The following is a 19,908-nucleotide window of genomic DNA, read 5'->3' as shown; positions in this document are numbered from 1 at the left end:
GGACCGTCTGGGGATCAGCGGCCGGCGGTACCGGTCGTCCTCCTGCCGGGCCAGCGGTGGTGGTGTTGGTCGATCACATAGGGGTGGTCGTGTCGCCAACCACCGTCACACGGACGTGCGTTGACGAGATGCGGATGGTCCTCCGGTAGATCGGGATGGACGTGTTCGAGCTCGGCGGGGTCACGGACGGGCCAGAGCGAGGCGGCGGCGGCTGCGCCACCCAGCGCGATGACCCCGAGGACCAGGGCGGTGACCGGGAGGCCGGCGTGTGCGGCGAGCCAACCGGCGAGGGGATAGGTCAGCAGCCAACAGCCGTGGGAGAGCGAGAACTGTGCGGCGAAGGCCGCGGGCAGGTCCGCGGCTGCCGTCGAGCGACGGATCACCCGGCCTGCGGGGGTCAGCACGGCCGAGCAGGCTGCGCCGATCGCGGCCCAGGTGGCGAGCAGCGCGGGCCAGGACCAGCCGCCGGGCGCCATGGCGACGATCGGTACCACGGCCGTGAGGGCAGCGGGGAGGACGAAGGCCGCTGTGACCATCACCGTACGGTCGCTGAAGCGCCCCAGGACCCGTGGCAGGACCAGGGCGGCCAGGACGGAGCCCGTGCCGTAGGCGCCCAGGGTGAGGGAGACCGCGGTGGCGGGGCGCTGGAAGTGGTCGCGCACCAGGACGACGGTGTTGATGAAGACGATGGCTCCGGCGGCGGCGACCGCGAGATCGAGGGCGAGGAGCGCCCGCAGACGGGGAGTTGCCCGGAACAACCGGGTCCCGAAGGCCGCCTTCGCATGGACCTTGCCCGTCCGCTCGACGGTACGCGGCCCGGGCAGCACGACGGAGACGACGAGGGCGGCGGAGGCGGCCAGAGCGACACCGGTACCGGCGAACAGCCAGTTGTACGAGACGAGCGTCAGCAGGGCCGCGGCCAGCGCCGGGCTGAACAGGCTCTCCAGGTCATAGGCGAGCCGGGACATCGACAGGGCCCGGGTGTAGTCGCCTTCGTCGGGCAGCACTTCGGGGATGGTGGCCTGGAAGGTCGGGGTGAAGACGGCCGAGGCCGATTGGAGAAGGAACACCAGCAGATGGATCTGCCAGACCTCGATGACGAACGGCAGCACCAACGCTACACCGGCGCGAGCGAGGTCCATCGAGACCAACAGGGCCCGCCGCGGCACCCGGTCGGCAAAAGCGCCCGCCACAGGCGCGATCGTCACGTACGCGACCATCTTGATCGCCAACGCGGTGCCGAGGACCGCCGAGGCGTCGGCCCCGGCGATGTCGTACGCCAACAGTGCCAGGGCGACGGTGGCGAGACCCGTGCCCGCCAGGGCGATGACCTGGGCGGTGAACAGATGGCGGTAGGTGCGATTGCGCAGCACGGACAGCATCGATTCCGTTTCCGTCCCCTGAGGCGGTGTGGTGCGCGACGCTCTTATCGTAGCCAATGCGTGCGCACCTATGCACCTATTGGAGAAGGGCGGGCTACGGGCACCACGCTGCGCCTGGGCCGTCAGTCGTGCGGTGGTAGGGCGCTGATCTGGTGTTCGGCGACGTTCAGCGCTTCGTCCACGAGTCGGCGCAGATGCCCGTGCCGCAGGGCGTAGACGACATGGCGTCCGTCCTTGCGTGCGGTGACCAGGCCGGCGAGACGCAGTTTGGCCAAGTGCTGGCTCACGGACGGCCGCGCCGCACCGCAGGTCTGGGTGAGCGTGGTGACGTCCGCTTCGCCCCGGCCGAGCCGTTCCAGCAGGGCCAGCCGGGTGCGGTCGGCAAGCAGGGCCAGGACGGAAGCGGCGACGTCAAGCCGTTCGTCCGGCTGCTGCGAATGATGCGCACCTGCTAGGTGCATGCCTGTGCTCATGCCCACATCGTAGGCGGTTCGCCGGTCACGGGTGCGTCCACGCGCACGGGTACTTAGCCCGATGCGAGGGGGAGGGGCGACTCGTCCGTCGTCGTGCCCGGCCGGTGACCGGAGCCCACACCCGCGCAGGGGCAGCCCGTACGGGTTGTGCCCGCGGCACCTCGAAGCTGGGTCGCCCCCAGTGCTCACGCGGACGAGAGGGCTCGGCGCCAGGCCGAATCCCGGAGCAACCGCAGGCCGTTGAGGCCGACGACGACGGTCGAGCCCTCGTGCCCGAGCACTCCCAGCGGCAAGGGCAGATGACCGATGAGGTCCCAGAGGACCAGGACCGAGATGAACGCCCCCGCGATCACCAGATTCTGCACGACCAGTCTGTGCGCGGCGCGGGACAGTGCGATCACGGCCGGGACCGTGGCGAGTTCATCGCGGACGATGACCGCGTCGGCCGTCTCCAGCGCGAGATCCGATCCGGCGCGACCCATGGCGATGCCGGTATGGGCAGCAGCCAGCGCGGGGGCGTCGTTGACGCCGTCGCCGACGATCAACACCCGCCCGCCGGCTGCTTCCCGCTCCCGGACGACGGCGACCTTGTCCTCGGGCAGCAGACCGGCACGAACGTCGTGGATGCCGGCCTCCTTGGCCAGCCGCGCAGCGGCTCGTGGATTGTCACCGGTCAACAGGATCGGCGCGGTGCCGGTCAGCGCGGTCAGGGAAGCGACCGTGGCAGCCGCGTCCGGGCGCAATCGGTCGGAGACACCCAACACCCCGATCGGGATTCCGTCCCGCAGAACGACGACCGCGGTCCGGCCTTCGTCCTCCCACGCCTCGGCCACGCCCAGCGCGGCGGCGTGGGCCGGCGTCGACGAGCCCAGCAACCGGGCAGGGGTTCCGACGGAGATCGGAAGGCCGTCGACGAATCCGCGCACGCCCACACCGGGGGCCGACGCGAAGCGGTCCACGTCGGCGATGGCAAGACGACGTTCGCGCGCGGCGTCGACGACGGCCCGCGCCAAGGGATGCTCGCTGGGGTGTTCGACGGCGGCAGCCAGAGCCAGCAGCCCGTCCTCATCGAGACCGCTGCCCTCCAGGGCATGGACCACGGCCACGCGCGGAGTGCCTTCGGTCAGGGTGCCGGTCTTGTCGAGTGCAACCGTGTCCACCTGGCCGAGGCGCTCCATCACGACGGCCGACTTCACCAGCACTCCGTGCCTCCCCGCAGTGGCGATGGCCGACAGGAGCGGCGGCATCGTGGCCAACACCACCGCGCAGGGCGAAGCGACGATCATGAAGGTCATGGCCCGCAACAGGGAGTCCGCGGGATCCTCGCCGAACGCCAGCGGAATCCCGAACACGGCCAGTGTCGCCACCACGATGCCCATCGAGTAACGCTGTTCGACCTTCTCGATGAACAACTGGGTGGGTGCCTTTGTCCGGGAAGCCTCCGCGACCATGGCCACGATCCGGGCGATGACGAACTCGCCGGCGCTGCGTTCAACCCTCACCCGCAAGGAGCCCGTACCGTTCAACGTGCCGGCGAAGACCTCGTCACCCGCCTGCTTCGGCGCGGGGAGCGGCTCTCCGGTGATGGTCGCCTGGTTCACCTCGCTGGTCCCCGCAACCACCCGGCCGTCCGCGCCGACCCGCTCTCCGGGCCGGACCAGAACGCGGTCCCCGACCCTCAAGTCCGTGGTCGGCACCCTCTCCTCGCCGCTGCCGTCGTCGAGGATCCGGGTCGCGCTACTGGGGGCGAGGTCGAGCAGGCCGAGCACCGAGTCCTGGGTGCGCGCGGTGGCCAGCGCCTCCAGTGCGCCGGAGGTCGCGAAGATGACGATGAGCAGTGCGCCGTCCATGACCTGTCCGATTGCGACCGCACCCAGGGCGGCCACGATCATCAGCAGATCGACATCGAGCGTCTTCTGTTTGAGCGCGCACACTCCCGACCATGCGGGCTCCCAGCCGCCTGCGATGTACGCGAGTCCGTACAGCGGCCCCCAGATCCACGCCGGGGCTCCTGTCAGTTGCAACGGCAGGGCGAGGAGGAAGAGGGCGAGAGCGGCTGCGGCCCAACGTGCCTCCGCCAGTGCGAACACTCGCGTACGGCGTACGGACGGTCCCGGTGCTGCGGTTGGTGCGGGGTTTTCGGGGCGTTGGGCCACGGCAGAGGGCATGACGGAGGAACCCTTCGGGGCAGGAGGGCGGCGACACAACTCAGAATACATGTACACATGAATATGTCTTCATGTGTTGTCGGTAAGATGGACACCATGGGTCATGGAGCCGCCGACAAGAGCACTGCCACCGCCCGCGAGCGCCTCGACGCAGCGGGCGTGTCGGACGTGGCCGCCACGCTCCAGGCGTTGGCGACGCCCTCCCGCCTCTACATCCTGGCTCGCCTCCAGGAAGGCCCCTGCTCGGTCGGTGATCTCGCCGACGCGGTCGGCATGGAACACTCCGCCTGCTCCCACCAACTCCGCCTCTTGCGCAACCTCGGCCTGGTCACCGGCGAACGTCGCGGCCGTTCGATCGTCTACGCCCTCTACGACCACCACGTCGCCGAACTCCTCGACCAGGCCCTCTATCACGTGGAGCACCTGAGACTCGGGCTACGCGATGCGCCCGCTGAACCGACAGCGGTCGAAGCGCGACGATGAGGGCCCGAGCCGGCTCGACCGGGCTGAGGCGCACGTGTCCTGCCGCGGGTGATGCCGAGGAGGCGACTTGCCGAGCCGTGGTCAGCCCTCCTCGGAGCTCTCTCCGTCTCCCTCGAAGAAGTCGCCCACCTCGTCGATGACTTCGGCGGCCACCAGTCCGCCCGCGACCCCGACCGCCAGTCCGGCGGCCCCCGCTGCGACGGCGGTTCCCGCTCCTGGCCCCGTACGGCGCTCCCCATATCCCTGGTGAACCACCCCGTGCGGGCGCCCGTCCACGGAGTCCGCCGATGCGTATGCCGTGCGACCGGTTCTGGTGCCGAGGGATGCGACCAACTGACGGATCCAGCCGTCGACCTCGGCGGTCAAGTCCCGTCCGGAGCTCTCCCTGTGGCTGACCTCGAAGCGGGTGAGGGCCTCATGACCCGAGGAGAAGAGCCCTGCCGGTTTGTCGGCCTCCAGGACGACCTCCATACCGCCCGGATGGGCCAGGAAGGTCACTTCGAGCTCCTGCATGGCGTACGCGTACTGCGGAGCCGGGGTCAACTCGATCTCCTGGTAGAAGGGCAGCCGTTGCCCCGTGCCGCCGATGCGTCCGTACTCCAGGTCCGCCGACGCGAATCCGAATCCGAGCCGTCCCAACGCTTCCAGAATGGCCTGCTGCGCAGGTAGGGGCCCCACCGCCAGCGGATCCAGATCGCCCCTGTCCTTGGCCCCCGACACGGCCAACTCGGTACGCACGCCGAGCACGATGCCGAGGCTCTGACCATGGAGCGTGGTGACCGGGGTCTCCCACGGCAGCGCCACCCGGAAGGGCAGGTCGAGCTGCTGCCCCGCAGTGAGGCGGAAGCCACCACTCACGGGGAACCGCTCGAAGGTCACCGCCCCTTCGTGCTCTTCGCCGTCCGCCTCGGCCTCGACCTGGGCCACCAACTCCAGGGCGATCCTCTCGATCGTGGTGTCGGCGTTTCCACCCTTGAGGTGAACCTGACCGGTCAGGCTGCCCCCGGGCACCGGAGTACCGGAATCCAACACCGTGTCGACGGTGGGGCCGCCCACGCCGAGCGAGCCGAGCAGTCGTTTGAACACCATTGTGGAGTCCACTCCCTATCTGTGCGATCCAACTGTGCGATGCGATGTCCGCGCGTCGGGACGGTGCCCGCTGTCCCGCGGGCACCGTCCCGACGCGGTGGCTACTTGACGGTTGTGTCGAGCGCGGCGAGGGCCTGCGCCCATCGCGCGTACTTCAGATCGGCCAGATCGGCGACGGTCCGCACGCCGAACGCCTCTAGGAGTAGGTCTCCGTCCCGGTCGGAGACCCCTCGCAGGGCGGAGACGGGGGCGCCGAGAATCTCTGGCAGACCTTTGTCCGCCCACGCCTTGTCCAGCACTTTGTCCAGATCGATCGAAGCCACGAAGCCCTCCCAGGGCACACGGACGGATGGAGGCGTGCAACTGATGCCCGCCGCCGCCCCCTGGAGAGGGTGCGGCCCGGGGCGCGCGTCACACCATCGGGGGCGGCTGCGAACAACCCGCCCTCGCTCATTTCTACACGACTGTAGAAGCATAGGAGGAGGAATGAGCGGAGGGAGGCATGCCTCGGCGGGTGGCGGCGATTGTCCGAAAATCGATAGGCGCGCCCGTGGGGGCGACCCCGGTTCCGGGCAACTGCCCTCCCCAACGGCGCGGTGCTGTCCACGCCTTCGGCAACCGGGGCCATCGACTGTCAGTGGGGATTGCTAACGTCCGGGCCATGACGATCGAGGGGGCGGGAAGCTCCGTGCACGGAGTGGCGTTGACGGAACGAGTCATCGAGATGGTGCGGCGAGATCCTGGTGCGTCCGTGCTGTCCTACCGGGATATCCCCTGGGTGGAGGGCGCCCGCGCCAGACCCATGGCGGAAGACGCGCTCGCCAAGGCCGTGTTCCCCTCCGGGCGCCCGCTTCCGCCCAGTCTGCGGGCCTGGCTGGCCTTCGACACCAGCCTGTTGGAGCGCCACGAGTGGTTCACCCCGGACGGCGATTTCGCGCCACGGCCGCTCGATGAGTTGGTGGGGGACGAGATGGGGGAGGTGTGGGGCGCGGAGTTCGCGTGGTTGGCGGAGCACCTCTCCGAGTGTTTTCTTCTGCCCGGCGGGTCGGACTCCAGACGGATCCTGGCCGTCACCGAGCCGGACACGGAAGGCGAATACCCCGTGTTGGCCCTCGATGTCGACGACATGCCGTACCTGGGGCTGATGTATCCGGGCCTCGACGTCCATCTCGCCGACATGGTTGGTCTCCTGGACCGGGTCGAGACGGAGAGCTACACGGAGTTGATCGACCACGGGACATACGGGCCCCGGATGCGCCGACATGCGACCCAGTGTTTCGCCGGAGACGCCTATGTCGAGTTTCCCTTCGAGTCCTCAGCGTTGTACGTGCAGCTACACCCCGAGCAAGGCAAGAAGGGGCGACCCGCGCGAACGAGGGACGCATAACCGCGCCGCCCGCCCGGTAGGTGCACGGGTGTTGACTCACGCAACCCTGACAACGCTCTTTGAGCTGGACGAGCGTGCTCCAACGACGAGAAGCGCTCTCCTGGTGGTTCGTACCGTTCCGGAGGGGCGGTGTCCGGCGTTGCTGGTCATAATGGTCACGGACCGAACACCGCCGGATCACTGTGACGGAGGGGTTCGCACCAACACCGCCGTGAAGGTCGTCGCATGACGGGCGATGTGCGCCGCGTCGGTACGGTAAAGGGAGTCGTGCCCGGCAGCGATGTGTCCGGCGAACGCGGTGGAGCCGGCGTCCGCCTGTGTGTGCATATGGCGGACCAGATGTGCCAGACGCTCCTGCACCGCATCGGTCAGCGCAACGCGACCCCCGTCGTCGAGCCGATAGGCGTCCGCGAAGAGTCCCAGTCGACGGGCCTGTTCCTCGACGGGCAGGGTGAGGTCGCCGTTGGCCGGATCCGTCAGGGGAACGAACCGATAGGCGGCATGGGCGAGGTCCCAGATGCGCGGGCCGGGGTGAGCGGTGTCGAAGTCGATGAACGCCACCGGACGTCCGTCGAGAAAGACGCAGTTGTAGGGAGCGACATCGCCGTGGCAGATCACCTCGGCCGGCTCGCGGACCGGAAAGTACCAGCTGGCGTCCGCCGCGGGTGTGAAGGAGACGGTGGCGTCATGGTACTCGCGCAACATCACGGCCACGGCATGCAAGGTCGCGTCCGATCGCACACGGTCCGACAGCGGGTGGTCGGCGACACCACCCGGGATGAAGTCGAGGACTTCCCGGCCGTCTGCATCGTAGCCGTGGGCTCGTGGGGCACCGGTGAAGCCCGCTGCCCACAGATGGTCGAGCAGCGCGTGGACCGCTCCGGTCCACGCTCCCACAGGCCGTCGAACCGTCGAGCCGACCCGCACGACGTGGTTCACCCCGCCACCGACCAGCACCTCTTCGTCCATCTGCTCTGGTGTCGTCATGAAGACTCCTTCCGGATCAGCCCTGAGTAGCGGTCGTTGTCGGGGTAGCAGAGAGCGTCACCGTCCCACTCGCTCACTCCTGGAGGGTTCTCGGGTGAGAACGATCGGCGAACCCCGGTGCGTCCAGCCGGGAGTCATATCCTTACCTAGGCCCTCCTTGGACCAACAGACCTCCCAGAGCAGTTCGCCGGTGCAGGACCGCCCGCCCGGCGCGGACCGTGGTGATCAGACCGGCGCTGCGCAGCGCGCCGGTATGGGCCGAGACGGTGGCGTTGCTGACGCCCAGGAGTCGGGCGAGTTCGCCGGTGGTGTGCTCCTACCCACGCGCACCAGGGAGCAGCGGCGCACCCGGCCGGTCGCCCGGTTCTGCTGTACACCCCCGGCGGCGGTGACCCGCGTACCACCGGCACGGGCACGGCCGAAGAGCTGGCCAGCCGCGGACACATGGTGGTGACCATCGATCACCCCGGCGAAACCGGTGCGGTCGAGTTTCCCGACGGGAGGGTACGGACGTACGAAATGCCGGGAACTCCCGAGGACCCGCAGATCTTCCGCACGATGATCGAAACGCGTGTTGCGGACGCACGGTTCGTACTGGACCAGCTGACGGTTCTGGCGGCCGGCCGGAACCCCGATGCGCACGCCCGCCCGCTGCCCGAACACCTCGGCCGTGCCCTGGATCTGCGAGGTGTGGGGATGTACGGCCACTCGGCGGGTGGGACGACAGCCGCCCAGACGATGTACGAGGACGGTCGCATCACCGCGGCGGTCAACCTTGAGGGGCATCTGGACCATCCGTCGCGCGGACCCGGCCGGGACGGTGAACTGCTCCCGGTCGCCCGACACGGTGTGGACCGGCCCTTGCTGCTCTTCGGGACCGACGGCTTCCGCGATCCACGGTTGGATCGCTCCTGGTCGGCCTTGCTCGCGCGCTCCGGACGCAGCACGCGGAGGCGAGAGCTCAACGACGCCATGCACTGGGTGTTCACCGACTACGGCACCATGGCGCCCCAGTTGGAGGCGGCCGGACTGATGACCGCCGACGATCGGAACAAGCTGGTCGGGCCGATCGATCCGGCGCGGTCGGTGCCGGCGGTGCGTCACGAACTGCTCACGTTCTTCTCCCGACACCTGCCGTCGTCCTGACAGGCCGTGTGGGGCCATCGGCCACCGGACCAACTCGGTCACCACACGATTGCGTGTTCGAACAGTCGGCCTGAACGGACGGTACGGCTCAGGCGGGATCCGGGCCGTGCGGACCACAGACGCCGCCCGCCGCCGCACCGGCTGACCCGAAGGAACCACCCGGGAGGTCGGACCTCCCCGGCGGACGTACGGTGGGACCCACGCTCGTCTCCGGGGGTGCAGTCAGATGGAACGGTCGGCCAGAACGCGGCACGCGGCACTCGGCTCCGTACTCGCCGTGGTGCTCGCCACCCTGCTGAGCGGGTGCTCCGACGATTCGGGGACCTCACCCGAAGAATCGGCCACCCTGTCCACGGGACCGGGGCCGGTGCTCGCGGTGAAGATCGACAACGCTCCACAGGCCCGTCCGCAGACCGGGCTGAACGCGGCGGACGTCGTGTACGCGGAGCAGGTCGAGGCGGGGTTGAGCCGGCTGATGGCCCTGTATGCGACCCGGCTCCCGGACACCGTGGGACCGGTGCGCAGCGCCCGGGAGTCCGACCTTGAACTCCTGGCCCAGTTCCCCAACCCGACGCTGGTGTTCTCCGGCGCACAGTCGAAACTCCTCCCGCTGATCGAAGCGGCGCCCTTGCGGCCCGTGACTCCGGGTAGTGCCCCGGCCGGCGCCTTCGTCCGCGAGCCGGAACGCACTGCTCCGTACAACCTGTACGTACGGCCGCAGCGGGTGCAGGACGACACGGCCGGTGCGAAGGCCCTGGAGCGGGCCGGATTCCGTACGGGTCCGCCGCCGGACGGCGGCGAACCGGTCGCCGAACGCACCGTCCGTTTCCCCAGCGCCCGGTTCACCTTCACCTGGTCCTCCGAACAGGACCGTTGGCAGATCGCGATGGACGGCCGCCGGGCAGCCGAACCGGACGGTAAGGCGCTGACCGCTGCCACCGTCGTCGTCCAGCGGGTGGAGATCAAGGAGTCCCAGTTCCAGGACTTCATGGGCAACAATTCCCCGCTGACCGTGACCATCGGGTCCGGCAGCGCCGAAGTCCTGCGCGACGGACGGGCGTATGCGGGGGAGTGGAAGCGCGCATCGGCCCGTGGTGGAACCACCTTCACCACGCCTGACGGTGATGCATTGAACGTCGCGAACGGGCCGGTGTGGGTGATGCTCGTGGCGCGCTGAGACGTGTGCCGCTTCACCGATGGAAGAGTGGTCCGTCCGCGTCGGGCTTCGTTGGGCATCCGGGCGGGTCGTGGCTGCGGAGTGGCGCTCCTCGCCATACAACCCCGACCGGGCCGGGGTTCGAAGGGCAAACTTCCCTGCCGTTGGGGATCAGCCCGCTCAGAAGTCCTCGGGCTCCGGCAGGATCCTGACCGTCAACGTCTGGGTCTCGCCGAGAAACGTGAAGGAGCCGTAGAAGTAGCCGCCTTCGTAGGGTGCGTCGTAGTCGGCGGCGAGATCCACGGTCACGGGACGGGCGAAGGTGACCCGGTTCCCCGGGAAGTAGCCGCTCGCACTCAACCCGTCGGGAGCGACTCGTGAAGTGCATCCCGGGGCGTCGCAGTTGATGTTCAGCGCGACGATCCTGGTGTACGGCGGCGCCTCGACGTCGAGATAGCCGGGGCCGCGGCGTACCTGACGGTCCGGCGGAATGACCACTCTCTTGGCCGGGCCGCCCGCCTCCAGCTCGGGAATGTTCTGCTGCGGCGGCACCGCGGAAACGGTCCGCGTCTGAGCGGCGGCCGGAGGCGCCGACACCACCGTCGGCGCGCCCGCACTACCGAGCAGCACCACGGCCGTGACCGCCCAGGCGGGCACATGGATTCTTCTCGTGAACATTGGTGCAGCCCTCTCCTCGGAACCCGACGTACGGAAGGGAGAGTGGATCACCCGCCCACACGATCCTTGTCCCTGAGCAGCCGGATACGCCCGGAGGCCGTCCGGTTCACCTGAAGGAGGTGATGGTGTGCCGCCGGAGCGCCCAACTCGTGTCCCGGACGGTCCACGGACCGGCGCGTCCCGGCAGAGCAACGGCCCCCGCCCACGAGGGACGGAGGCCGTCACGGCCCTTCCGGGACGTCAGAACAGCAGGTTGTACTTCTTCCAGCCGGTGCCGACCTTCACTCGGGACGCGTACGGCTTCGCCGCGTCACCCGTGCCCTGGTAGTACCAGATCGCACCAGAGGCGTCCCGGGCGATCAGGTCCGCCTTGCGGTCCGAGTTCAGGTCGCCCGGTGCCACCAACGCGTTGTAGACCTGCCAGCCGGCGCTGACCTGCACCCGACCGCTGAGCGGCTTCGCCGCCGCACCCGTGCCCCGGTACAGCCACAACTTGCCCGCGGAATCCCGAGCGAGCAGATCGGCCTTGCCGTCACCGGTCACGTCCGTGCCGCCCACGAGCGCGTTGTAGATGTTCCAGCCGGTACCGACCTTCGTCCTGGCGCCGAGGGGGGCCGTGGTGCTGCCCGTGCCCGGGTACAGCCACATTGCGCCCGCGCTGTCCCGCGCCAGCAGATCGGCCTTCCTGTCGCCCGTCAGATCCGATGCACCGGTCAGGGAGGTGAAGGTGTTCCAACCCCCGCCGACCCTCAGCCGACTCTTGAAGATGCCGCCGTCACCGGACGTCCGGTAGAACCACAACACACCGCTCTTGTCCCGTGCCACCGCGCCCGGACCGGAGCTCTGCACGGTCAACGGACCCAGTCGGGTCAGCGCCGAGTACTGGTTCCAGTTCACGCTGCGCCCGACCGACTCGACCGAAGCGAAGGGCTTCGAGCCCTTGCCCGTGCCGCTGTAGTCGTAGAGGTCGCCGTCAGCGGCGCGGCCCACGACCCGGAAGCGTTCGATCACCGGGATCGAGCTGCTGACCGCGAAGTCCGATGTCTTCTGCGGGTTTCCGGTGCCGAAGGTGTACACCTCGTAGACCGCTGTGTTCCGCAGTCGCCACGCCGGAGCGGTCGCCGCTGCCTTCAACCGGTAGGTGATCGTGTAGTCGCCTGACTTCTTGACGGTGCAACGAATGTCGTTGCCCCAACCGAGCTCCCCGAGCGAGTGATCGCACTCGGCACCGGTGGCACCGCCCGCGGCCACACCGTCGACGCTGACCTTCAGCTCGCCCTCGTCCCAACTCCGAAAGCCCGGTGCCTGGGACAGGCTCAGTTGGAGTTCGCCCTTGTCAACCGCGTGCAGCTTCACCGTGTGCTGCACCGAGCCGCCGGCCGGCAGCGTCGGCGTCGACAGCGTCATGGTGTTCCGTGCGACGTGGGCCCTGGTCTTCGCCGTGACCGTCGCGTGCGCCCGACGCGGACCGATGGCCTTCGAGCCCGCGGTCTGCGCTTCCTTGATGCCCGCGTCGACACTCTTCCCACGCGGCACGTAGACCAGACCGTAGTAGAGGGTCGTACCGTTCGCCGCAGTGCGTGTCGCCGAAACCTCGGGCCCCGGGCTGTTCCAGCCCTTCACATCGCACAGATACACGCCGGCGATCCCGGCCTTGGCCTTGCAGCCGCCCGTCGGGTCCACCTTCAACCCGCTCGGCGCCCCACCGCTGGACCAGCGCGCATCCGTGAGCGGCTTCTTGCTCAGGGCGTAGACGTACGTGCCGTCCCCCTCACCGCTGTGCTGACCCCCGGTCGCCGGCGGCGACAACTCCTCCCACCCCACACCGGGCTCCAAGGCCATGTCCCGGACCGGGTCGAAGTAGAACGTCGGATCCCCGGCCGCCACGGCCGTCCCCGCACCCACAACACCACCGGTGACCAGCAGCGCAGCCACCACACCGGTTCCCACAAGCTTTCGCAAAGCTACCCCCATCAATCAACCGATCGGCGGACGTTAACACGCCCCACCGTCAGCCGAATCGATCGGGGGGACGGCACCCCGGCCGAACGGTGGGAGCGCGCCTTGCCGCCCGCCCCGAGAGGGCACACCCGGTGCGCCGAGTGCGAGGTGACGGTAGTCCCGGGGGGACACGCCGTACGCGGCGCGGAACGCCCTGCTGAACTCCGATGCCTGCGGCAGCCCCCACCGCGCACCGATGGTGTGCACCGGTCCGGGCGCAGGTATCTGCCCCGACCCGCATGTCCGCCGGCACCCGAGCGGGATCGGGCGCGTTCGCAGTCGGCCGCTCCACCCGGGGAATAAAAGTAGACGGTTGTACAGTTTCCAGGAGTCGTAACGACAGGCCCCTGCTCCTGGAGTCCTTGTGCCACCTGATGCGGTACCACAGCCCCGGTCCCTCCGGCCGCCACGGACCCGGCCTGCTGCCCACCCGTTCCCACCCTGCTCCGGTCGCTGTCCGAGCGCGGCCGACGCCGCACGGTGACACGCGTGTGCGCCCTCGCGCCATCCGGTCAATAGGGCCTGTGGATCACTCCGATTCCACACCGCTCCCCATGCTCGTACTGGAGAAACCATGCACCCCACAGTTGTAATCGTCGGTGGCGGATACGGCGGTAGCGCCGCTGCCAAGGCCCTCGACGCCATCGCCGATGTGACCCTCGTCGAACCCAAGGACGCCTTCCTGCACAACGTCGGCGCACTGCGTGCCGCCGTCGACGCGGACTTCGCGCCACAGATCTTCCTGCCCTACGACCATCTGCTCAGCCGGGGCCGTGTGGTGCGCGATCGCGCCGTCCGCGTCGAGCCCGGCACGGTGGCGCTCGCCTCGGGCACGGTGTTGAAAGCCGACTACATCGTGCTGGCCACCGGCTCCGGCTACCCCTTCCCGGCCAAGAGCGACCTCGACGACTCCTCGGCCTCCTTGGAGAAGTTCGGCGCCACGCAGAAGCAGCTCACCGCCGCGGACCGGGTGCTCCTGCTCGGAGCGGGGCCGGTCGGCCTGGAGTTCGCGGGGGAGATCAAGGCGCAGTGGCCGCAGAAGCAGGTCGTCATCATCGACCCGGCCCCGAGCATCCTGAGCGACTACTCCGATCCGTTCCGCGAGGAGATCCTGCGTCAGCTCGACGACCTCGGTGTTGAACTGTTGCTCGGGGACTCGCTCGTCCAAGACCCGCCGACCGAGGTCGGGACCGCGGGGGCGTTCACCGTCAGCACTCGATCAGGCGCCGAAGTGAGCGCCCAGGTGTGGTTCCGGGCCTACGGGGTCACACCCGCCAGTGACTATCTCGCGGGCGCACTCGCTCCGGCGCGGTTGGGCAACGGCCATGTCGCGGTGCTTCCCAGTCTTCAGGTGAAGGGCCAGACCACGGTGTTCGCCCTCGGTGACATCACGGACGTGGCCGAAGCCAAGCGGGCGGGCGCAGCCATGCAGCACGCCGAAGTGATCGCGGGGAACATCACCTCCCTCATCCAGGGCGGTAGGGAGCTGACCTCGTACGAGCCCGGTCCTGCGGCCATCCTCCTGCCGCTGGGCCCCGCCGGAGGTGCCACGGAACTGCCCGGCGGCGAACTGCTCGGCCCCGAGGTGACCGCTCAGTACAAGGGCGCGGATCTGATGGTCGGTCGCTTCGCCGAGACCTTCGGGCTGCGCAAGTGAGCCTGTGAAATCAACCCGTGCCCCTCGTTTGGGGACCGGGAGCAGGGCCACCGGGCGCCGCCGGTCAGGGAGGCGCCCGGGGGAGGGCAGCGCAGGACAGCCCAACGCAGAAACGATTCCTCGTAGTGAACGTTTCTGCAGGGTGTTCGACAGACAGATCTCTAACAGTGTGTGAGGAGCGCAGAGCCATGGACATCAAGGACCGGGTGGTCATCGTGACCGGTGGGGGCGGCGGGATCGGTGCGGAGACAGCGCGGCTGCTAGGTAGCCGAGGTGCGAAGGTCGTGGTTACGGACATCAGCGAGAGCGGTGAGGAGGTCGCCGAGGCCATCCGCCTGGCCGGCGGGGACGCCGCATTCCTCCGGGCGGACATCACCGTGGAGGAGGAGGCAGAGGCCCTGGTGGCGAGGACCCTCGACCGCTACGGCAGACTCGACGGCGCGTTCAACAACGCCGGTGTGGAGCAGGCCGCCACCCCCCTGCACCAGCTCACCGGGGCGCAGTGGGACCGGGCCATCCGGGTCGATCTCACCGGCGTCTTCTACTCCCTGAAGTACCAGATCACGGCGATGCTGGAATCCGGCACCCGTGGGTCAATCGTCAACACCGCATCTGCCCTCGGCCAGGTCGCCGTCCCCAACGCGAGTGAGTACGTGGCTGCCAAACACGGCGTCATCGGACTCACCCGCGCCGCCGCGGCGGACTACGGACAGCACGGCATCCGGGTCAACGCCGTACTGCCCGGCATCGTGGAGACCGCGATGGTCGCTCGGATCGCGGAGGAGCCCACCTTCTCCGGCGTCTTCGACACCCTCCGACAGCGACACCTGCTCGGCCGGTTCGCCAAGCCCCACGAGGTGGGCGAGGCAGTGGCCTGGCTCCTGTCGGACAGTTCGTCCTTCGTCACCGGCGCGGCGATCCCCGTCGACGGAGGGTATCTGGCGGTGTGATCGCGGAGGCGAGTGCGGCGGCCAGCCCACCGCCCGCACTCGTCCCGCCCACGATGACGGGTTCAGCCGCGTGGGCCGCCACCCAGTCGAAGCCGGCGTAGCAGTCCTCGATCGGTTCGGGATACTGCGCCCGTGGGGCCAGTCGGTACGCCACGGAGGCAACCGCCAACCCCAGCGGGGCGGCCCATGCGCGGAGCACCTGGGGAAGGACGGACCGGGCATTGCCCATGATCATGACGAACCACCTCGCGGCCGTGGCTCACCGAGGAGCGGCGGCGATCTGTACGCGTTGGCTGGCGCCGTCCGACAGGAACGACGCCAGTGCGCTTCCCTGTTCGGCGACGGCGGTCCGGTCCGCCGGTGAGAAGCGGCACAACGGGGTGACGACCACGGTGTCCGCAGCGACGGTCCAGGTGGCGGCGACCCTGCCGTCGAGCAGGACGACGCGCTCGCCGGCGACCGACAGGCCGCGATGAGCGTCGTCGATGATGCGGCTGCGATCGTGGTAACCGAGGATCACATTGTCGAAGGCGGGCAGAAAGCGGACCGGGGCAGGGGTGTCGGGGTCGGGGCGCGGGGCGTCGGGGAGGTCCAGCAGTTCACGACCCCGCTCGTCGCGGAAGGCCACCAGTTCTTCGCGCACCGCTGCGACCGCCTTCGGCAGTCCCGCCAGGCCGCACCAGGCGCGGAGATCGGCCGATGCTGCGGGGCCGAACGCGGCCAGATAGCGCCGTACCAGTGCTTCACCGACCGGATCGGTGCCCTGGGGGGCGGGTGGGTCGACGTCACGGCCCAGCCAGGAGGAGAGCAGCGCGTACCGTGCTCCCGCCTTGGTGCGCCAGAGTCCGCGCGGCGGCAGTTGCGTCGTCGGGAGGAGCGCGGCGATCAGGACCTCTCCCAGAGGGCGCGGTCCCGGATCCGGCCAGCGGTCCGCGAGCGCCCGGGCGAGCTGGGACATCGAGCGCGGCTCGCCGTCGGACATAAGCTCCGCACCGGCCGCGGCGAGTTCTTCGAGATCCACCCCGTCGAGTTCGCGTCGGTAGGTGCCGAGCACCCGCTGGCGCAACATGCCGTCGTGCCGTGCCCGCCAGGCCAGGACGTCGTCCGCGGTGACGAGATGGACGGTACGGCGCATGAGGTGAGTCCGCACCACGTGCCGTTCGACCAGCAGGTTCGAGAGCGAGGCCGGGTCGAAGGGCGTCAGCCGGGACCAGAGCCCGACGAACGGCTCCTGTGGTTCCTGCGCTTGCAGACCGCCGAGGTGTGCGACGGCGTCGACGACGGTGAGGTCGGCGCGATCGAGCAACAACTGTCGGGCGAGCGTGGCACGGTTCAGTGCCCGGGAGTCGAGGACGCTCATCGGATGGGGTCCTGAAACGCCGGTCCACCGGCGGTCAGCGCCTGAGGCCCGGTGATGGGGGAGCCGTTCCTCCTCCGACGGGTGGCCCTCGTGGTCGGATGGCACGGGCCGATCGGGCGGTGGGTCTGTGCCTGCTGGTGTGCTGTCACGGTGATGCCGTTCCCCTCGATGGTGCGCATGTCTCCAGATCCGGACCTGCTGTCCCCCTGCCAACGGCGGCCTGAGCAGGGACGGTCCCTCTCAGGACGTTCCCCCTGACTCTCGTCTCTGCCACGGTCCAACCATCGCAGGAGTTGCGGACAGGTTGTGACCGCAACCCGGACGCCCGCAGCCGAGTGAACGCTCTCCCCCGGTATCTGCATCAGCCCCTTCCGTGCGGTGCGTCGACACCCGTCCACCGTCCGGACGCAGCTCTTTCGGGGGTAACGGGCACTGTACGAGCGCCGGATCCTCGGCCCTCGGGCTACGTTCTCCGGTGACTCACAGGCGCACAAGCGGGGGTGCACTCGACCATGCGCGAGAACACGGGGAAACGGCTCCGGGCACGTGCGCCGGGCTGGCGACGGTGGATGGCCGTCTGCTGTCTGGCGGGGTTCGCGGCGGCTTCGCTGCTCGGCCCCGGAGACGGCGATGTCGTCTCCAGTGCACGGGCGGCGACCCGGTCCGTCGAGGACGGCGCCGGGGGACTCGTCCCGTACTACGAGGATCAGTTCAGCCAGGAGGGATTCGACTTCCGGGACCGGCTGGGCACCGAGTACAGAGGGGCTTACATCAGTGAGTCGGGTCAGTACGCCAACGGCTACAGCGAGTTCGCCAACGTCGCCGTTGCGCTCGTCGATCCTCGTGGACGGACCGCCGGGGAACTTGAGTCCCTGATGGGTACGGGGCGCCCCGAAGAGGCCCCCGCGTACGACTTCAAGCTGGTGCCCCTGGACATGTGGAAGCGCTATCTGCGCCCCGATGATCACAGGGAACTGCATGAGCAGGGCGTGCAGAACCTGCTGATGGTGCGGGCGATGAGTTTTCCCGGTGTACGCGAAGGACGGAAGAAGACGGGCCTGCACTCCGAAAAGCTGATCAAGAACGTGCTGCAAGAGAACAGGACGGGCGCGGCAGCTCTGAAACCCCTGTCCTGGTACACGGATCGGGGCCCGTGCGAGAACTGCGACGAGGAGGTCATCGAGGACGGAACACCCACCTACCACGCCCAGGAGTACGGCCTGAGCCGGAAGGAGCGGGCGCAGCGCGACGCCGAGCTGAAGAAGGCCGATGCCGAGCTTCGAAAGGTCGCGAACCGTCAGAAGGAACTCGTCGCACGGGCACAGAAGGCGACCAAGCTCCCTGCGGGAGAGCGTGCGAACGAACGGAAGGTGATCAAGAAGGAACTGGAGGCGGTGGCTGTTCGCCGCGAGGCCGCGGAGGCCGCCAAGCAGCGGATCACCGAACGTTACAGGGACATCGAGACCGTTCGTGCCGCCACGGCCCGCGGAAACCTCCGCAAGGACATCGGCGCTGCGCGCCAGGCCGACACCGCCGCCAGGTCCCTCTTCGCCGCGGTCCCTCCGAACTGTCCCAGGCCACAGGCGCAGGGCCACGCGGCCACCGGCACCTCCGCCTTCCGGTTCGCGGTCCACTCGACACGGCGGATCGCCGGCTGTGACGCCGTGGACGAGCAGATCAGGGGCGGTCTGGTACAGGGCCTGACAGCGCCGCACCAGGCGCCCGGCGGCATCGACTTCTCCCGTCTCGAACTGCGCTACCTCAGTGATCCCGGTGCGGGGCGGGGCGGTCTGCGTTACGCCTTCAAGGCTCCCCTGTCCGCTTCGGGCGGGGGAGGCGGATCCGTGGGGCTGGCCGGCGCCGAGGCTTCGTCCGACGCCTTCTTCGTCTGGTTGGAGCTGGATCCTTCGACGTTCTGGGTCAACCTCAACCCCAACGAGCCCGATCGGATCGTCGACTCGCAACTGGGGCGGACCGATGCGGGGCGGGTGCTGTTGGAGGCGGATCTGTTGCTGAAGAAGACGACCGGTACCTTTATCCATCCGGACACCGAACTCGGCGCCGACTACTGGGAAGCACTCTCCGGCAACTGCATGTCGTTCCGCACCTGGATCGTGCCCTCGCCGGCCACCGTGCACGAGAAGGGCGACGAACTGCACATCCTCGATGCTCCCTTGGACGTGCAGATGGAAACGCAGTACCTGAAGTCCCGCGGCGCCAGGGCGGCGATGTCCTGCCCGGAGCAGTCGACCTCGGTGCAGGAACACAATGAGACCGTGTTTCGGCGGATGATCCTGCCCAAGGTGGTCGACGCCGTGAACAAGGCACCGGAGTACGCCGAGTTGCGGCGCGTGTACCTCAGCCGGGTCGCGGCCGAGTGGTACCGCCAACTGAGCGCCCGCACCGAGACGACGTACGCCGGGATGATCGACAAGGGTGACATCAGTGCGTACACCACCACGAAGAGCTGGAAGCCGCGCGACACCTTCGACCGGTACGTACGCTCGTACACCAAGGGCGAGTTCAAGGTGACGCACCGCACCCGTGAGGGCAACACCGAGTACACCAGGACGTATATCTACGGCGGTGTCGACTTCACCAACGTCCGCTACACCTCCTTGTCGGCCGACCGCTTGGAGGAACGCTGGCCCACGCTGGCCCGGGATGTGGCCCAGTCGTTGGCACGGCCCGTCACGGACGCCCGACAGGGGCAGGTGTGGCTGGGCGGGGGCGCGCCCAGCGGTGCAGTGGGCAGGGGGCCTGATGCGTCGGACGGTGGGGATGAATTCCCCGGTGAAGTCGTGTCCGGGGCGGTTCGGTGGCTGCCGACTCTGCTCACGGTGTTCGTTCTGGCGTGTGTCTTCCTCGTCCTGAGGCGGAGGGCACGCCGCCGCCACGGTCGCTGACTCGGCCGCGCCACCGCTCGATCTGCCCTGCCGCTACCGTGCCGGGCCATGACCTGGCAGGCGACGGAAGATCGGACCCTCGGGT

General features: G+C 69.0%; 16 protein-coding genes and 2 pseudogenes. 7 read left to right on the top strand and 11 right to left on the bottom strand.

All coding sequences use genetic code 11. From position 1 onward, the window contains the following. Positions 1-14: 14 nt before the first annotated feature. The 3 genes from ABZ348_RS00495 to ABZ348_RS00485 form a co-directional block, all read right to left on the bottom strand. Positions 15-1,382, bottom strand: coding sequence for an MFS transporter (locus ABZ348_RS00495; protein ID WP_358927782.1), 1,368 nt, complete (start codon positions 1,380-1,382; stop codon positions 15-17). A gap of 122 nt (positions 1,383-1,504) precedes the next feature. After that, positions 1,505-1,855, bottom strand: a complete 351-nt coding sequence (locus ABZ348_RS00490) for a metalloregulator ArsR/SmtB family transcription factor (protein ID WP_358927780.1) — start codon at positions 1,853-1,855, stop codon at positions 1,505-1,507. Between the two features lie 185 nt (positions 1,856-2,040). Beyond that, on the bottom strand, positions 2,041-4,023 hold the full coding sequence (locus tag ABZ348_RS00485) for a heavy metal translocating P-type ATPase (protein ID WP_358927778.1): 1,983 nt from the start codon (positions 4,021-4,023) through the stop codon (positions 2,041-2,043). Positions 4,024-4,119: 96 nt separating this feature from the next. On the opposite strand from ABZ348_RS00485, the gene ABZ348_RS00480 reads away from it, so the two are divergent. Then, positions 4,120-4,506: a metalloregulator ArsR/SmtB family transcription factor gene (locus tag ABZ348_RS00480; protein WP_358927776.1), complete on the top strand. Its 387-nt coding sequence runs from the start codon at positions 4,120-4,122 to the stop codon at positions 4,504-4,506. Positions 4,507-4,587: 81 nt separating this feature from the next. Here ABZ348_RS00480 and ABZ348_RS00475 read toward each other — a convergent pair whose 3' ends face one another. Both ABZ348_RS00475 and ABZ348_RS00470 read right to left on the bottom strand, forming a co-directional pair. After that, complete coding sequence (locus tag ABZ348_RS00475) at positions 4,588-5,595, bottom strand: sporulation protein (RefSeq protein ID WP_358928767.1); 1,008 nt, start codon at positions 5,593-5,595, stop codon at positions 4,588-4,590. Between the two features lie 101 nt (positions 5,596-5,696). Continuing rightward, positions 5,697-5,918 carry a hypothetical protein gene (locus ABZ348_RS00470; protein WP_358927774.1) on the bottom strand — a complete coding sequence of 74 codons (222 nt, stop codon included), beginning with the start codon at positions 5,916-5,918 and terminating at the stop codon, positions 5,697-5,699. A gap of 338 nt (positions 5,919-6,256) precedes the next feature. On the opposite strand from ABZ348_RS00470, the gene ABZ348_RS00465 reads away from it, so the two are divergent. Further along, entirely contained in the window at positions 6,257-6,982 is a 726-nt protein-coding gene (locus tag ABZ348_RS00465; RefSeq protein ID WP_358927773.1) for a hypothetical protein, read from the top strand. Between the two features lie 177 nt (positions 6,983-7,159). On the opposite strand, the gene ABZ348_RS00460 is transcribed toward ABZ348_RS00465, so the two are convergent. Next, on the bottom strand, positions 7,160-7,969 hold the full coding sequence (locus ABZ348_RS00460) for a phosphotransferase (RefSeq protein ID WP_358927771.1): 810 nt from the start codon (positions 7,967-7,969) through the stop codon (positions 7,160-7,162). 142 nt (positions 7,970-8,111) lie between these two features. Next, positions 8,112-8,282 (bottom strand): annotated as a pseudogene (locus ABZ348_RS00455) (helix-turn-helix domain-containing protein); the annotation flags it as partial. Positions 8,283-8,317: 35 nt separating this feature from the next. Between ABZ348_RS00455 and ABZ348_RS00450 the strand changes: the two are divergent. After that, positions 8,318-9,115: pseudogene (locus ABZ348_RS00450) on the top strand (alpha/beta hydrolase); the annotation flags it as partial. Between the two features lie 226 nt (positions 9,116-9,341). Further along, the gene (locus ABZ348_RS00445; RefSeq protein WP_358927769.1) at positions 9,342-10,292 is read left to right on the top strand and encodes a DUF3048 domain-containing protein; all 951 of its coding nucleotides are present in this window, start codon (positions 9,342-9,344) and stop codon (positions 10,290-10,292) included. 159 nt (positions 10,293-10,451) lie between these two features. Here ABZ348_RS00445 and ABZ348_RS00440 read toward each other — a convergent pair whose 3' ends face one another. Further along, on the bottom strand, positions 10,452-10,949 hold the full coding sequence (locus ABZ348_RS00440) for a hypothetical protein (RefSeq protein ID WP_358927767.1): 498 nt from the start codon (positions 10,947-10,949) through the stop codon (positions 10,452-10,454). A 240-nt stretch (positions 10,950-11,189) separates the two neighbouring features. Beyond that, positions 11,190-12,911 (bottom strand): VCBS repeat-containing protein, encoded by a 1,722-nt coding sequence (locus tag ABZ348_RS00435; RefSeq protein WP_358927765.1) that lies wholly within the window; start codon positions 12,909-12,911, stop codon positions 11,190-11,192. Between the two features lie 613 nt (positions 12,912-13,524). Between ABZ348_RS00435 and ABZ348_RS00430 the strand changes: the two genes are divergently transcribed. Continuing rightward, positions 13,525-14,607, top strand: coding sequence for an FAD-dependent oxidoreductase (locus ABZ348_RS00430; protein ID WP_358927763.1), 1,083 nt, complete (start codon positions 13,525-13,527; stop codon positions 14,605-14,607). Between the two features lie 188 nt (positions 14,608-14,795). Beyond that, positions 14,796-15,557 carry an SDR family oxidoreductase gene (locus tag ABZ348_RS00425; RefSeq protein WP_358927761.1) on the top strand — a complete coding sequence of 254 codons (762 nt, stop codon included), beginning with the start codon at positions 14,796-14,798 and terminating at the stop codon, positions 15,555-15,557. Here ABZ348_RS00425 and ABZ348_RS00420 read toward each other — a convergent pair. Further along, entirely contained in the window at positions 15,511-15,792 is a 282-nt protein-coding gene (locus ABZ348_RS00420; protein ID WP_358927760.1) for an alpha/beta hydrolase fold domain-containing protein, read from the bottom strand. The genes ABZ348_RS00425 and ABZ348_RS00420 overlap by 47 nt on opposite strands. Before the next feature lie 24 nt (positions 15,793-15,816). Further along, positions 15,817-16,917 (bottom strand): winged helix DNA-binding domain-containing protein, encoded by a 1,101-nt coding sequence (locus tag ABZ348_RS00415; RefSeq protein ID WP_358927758.1) that lies wholly within the window; start codon positions 16,915-16,917, stop codon positions 15,817-15,819. Between the two features lie 512 nt (positions 16,918-17,429). On the opposite strand from ABZ348_RS00415, the gene ABZ348_RS00410 reads away from it, so the two are divergent. Next, positions 17,430-19,823, top strand: a complete 2,394-nt coding sequence (locus ABZ348_RS00410; protein ID WP_358927756.1) for a hypothetical protein — start codon at positions 17,430-17,432, stop codon at positions 19,821-19,823. The last annotated feature ends 85 nt before the right edge of the window (positions 19,824-19,908 follow it).

Source organism: Streptomyces sp. NPDC005963 (assembly GCF_040638655.1).
Classification (GTDB): domain Bacteria; phylum Actinomycetota; class Actinomycetes; order Streptomycetales; family Streptomycetaceae; genus Streptomyces.
Note: the sequence above shows the minus strand (reverse complement) of the source record. Positions and strands in the feature narration are given on the sequence as shown.

Bases quoted from the DNA above. Each gene is read 5' to 3' on its own strand.
- ABZ348_RS00495 (WP_358927782.1), bottom strand. From the start codon at position 1,382: ATGCTGTCCGTGCTGCGCAATCGCACCTACCGCCATCTGTTCACCGCC.
- ABZ348_RS00490 (WP_358927780.1), bottom strand. From the start codon at position 1,855: ATGAGCACAGGCATGCACCTAGCAGGTGCGCATCATTCGCAGCAGCCG.
- ABZ348_RS00485 (WP_358927778.1), bottom strand. From the start codon at position 4,023: ATGCCCTCTGCCGTGGCCCAACGCCCCGAAAACCCCGCACCAACCGCA.
- ABZ348_RS00480 (WP_358927776.1), top strand. From the start codon at position 4,120: ATGGGTCATGGAGCCGCCGACAAGAGCACTGCCACCGCCCGCGAGCGC.
- ABZ348_RS00475 (WP_358928767.1), bottom strand. From the start codon at position 5,595: ATGGTGTTCAAACGACTGCTCGGCTCGCTCGGCGTGGGCGGCCCCACC.
- ABZ348_RS00465 (WP_358927773.1), top strand. From the start codon at position 6,257: ATGACGATCGAGGGGGCGGGAAGCTCCGTGCACGGAGTGGCGTTGACG.
- ABZ348_RS00460 (WP_358927771.1), bottom strand. From the start codon at position 7,969: ATGACGACACCAGAGCAGATGGACGAAGAGGTGCTGGTCGGTGGCGGG.
- ABZ348_RS00445 (WP_358927769.1), top strand. From the start codon at position 9,342: ATGGAACGGTCGGCCAGAACGCGGCACGCGGCACTCGGCTCCGTACTC.
- ABZ348_RS00440 (WP_358927767.1), bottom strand. From the start codon at position 10,949: ATGTTCACGAGAAGAATCCATGTGCCCGCCTGGGCGGTCACGGCCGTG.
- ABZ348_RS00430 (WP_358927763.1), top strand. From the start codon at position 13,525: ATGCACCCCACAGTTGTAATCGTCGGTGGCGGATACGGCGGTAGCGCC.
- ABZ348_RS00425 (WP_358927761.1), top strand. From the start codon at position 14,796: ATGGACATCAAGGACCGGGTGGTCATCGTGACCGGTGGGGGCGGCGGG.
- ABZ348_RS00420 (WP_358927760.1), bottom strand. From the start codon at position 15,792: ATGATCATGGGCAATGCCCGGTCCGTCCTTCCCCAGGTGCTCCGCGCA.
- ABZ348_RS00415 (WP_358927758.1), bottom strand. From the start codon at position 16,917: ATGAGCGTCCTCGACTCCCGGGCACTGAACCGTGCCACGCTCGCCCGA.
- ABZ348_RS00410 (WP_358927756.1), top strand. From the start codon at position 17,430: ATGCGCGAGAACACGGGGAAACGGCTCCGGGCACGTGCGCCGGGCTGG.